The following is a 1030-nucleotide window of genomic DNA, read 5'->3' on the forward strand; positions in this document are numbered from 1 at the left end:
GGATGAGGGTGATGGTAAAGCGTTTCATGCGGCTTAACGTTTGACATGAGAGGCGGCCGACAGCAGGCGAAGCCCAATGTTGAACGCCCTCCCGCTGAAAGGGTTAGGCGTCACGCGGCGCTCCACTACCTCGCCACTGGAGCCTGGAAGACTGACCACTTTCCGTCCTTGAAAAGATACAGCGCAGAAGAGACACGAAGACGTTCGCTGCTGGAGTGCAAATACTCAACTCCCTTTCGCATTCCCTCGACGGCCTTTTGGTCCGACAAGGGTGAGTAGAGTAACCCACCACGCTTCGCAACGAGGGCAACAACACCTTCAGGATGTTGTTTGAGCAGACCCAGCCAAAACTCCCGGTCGAGGAAATAGCTGCTGTCGAGATCGGGCGACGTTCCCTTGACCTGCATGAGATCGTTCCAGGGAGTCGCCTTGGGCTCTCCATACACACGCTTGATGTTGCTGACCGCAAGCTCGAGCGCGGCCTCCGGCGTGAGCCTCAAGCGCTCCAGGTCTTTCGGAGAGGCGTTCGGCATTGACGTGGGTGTATCGAAGACAAAACGAACGTGCATGTCTCCGATGTACGAGTACCATCCCGTTTCGATTTCGATTTCCTTGCCGTCCGCAAGCTTGACCTTGGTTTTACCCATTGGCACCAGCGATTCGTCCTGCCTGTTCGAACCAACAGACTCCCGTAACACCACCATGAGGTTCGAGGAGCTGTTGTCGAACGACTGAGCCGGTTGTGCGAAAGCGACGGAAGATGCGGCAAAGGAGATGAGAAGTGACAGGAGTTTTCGAATCATGACTGGGTACGCAAAGTTAGATAGTGACGCCGAATGTAATGTATGCCGCAAACCCTGCGGTATAGCCTGGCGCTTGCAATCTAATCCGGACATCAAATCATTCTTTTGGGTACGTCACTCTGTAGACTGTGACACCTTCCCGCCAGTAGGACGGTCCCTGGTGAACCCTGATGTTCAACGCTGGTGAAGCGCCTATCGTTTCCCCGTCTTTAATCACCGGTCCGCTG

1 protein-coding gene is annotated in these 1030 nt (G+C 55.0%); it reads right to left on the reverse strand.

Features of this window, described 5'->3' with window-relative positions:
- Nucleotides 1-125: 125 nt before the first annotated feature.
- Nucleotides 126-803, reverse strand: coding sequence for a DUF1444 domain-containing protein (locus AC1DWI_RS24295; protein WP_477671182.1), 678 nt, complete (start codon nucleotides 801-803; stop codon nucleotides 126-128).
- Between the last annotated feature and the right edge of the window lie 227 nt (nucleotides 804-1030).

The sequence above is a fragment of the Polaromonas sp. P3_C2 genome, assembly GCF_056402675.1.

Coding starts and splice junctions, on each gene's coding strand:
- AC1DWI_RS24295 (WP_477671182.1), bottom strand. CDS start 803: ATGATTCGAAAACTCCTGTCACTTCTCATCTCCTTTGCCGCATCTTCC.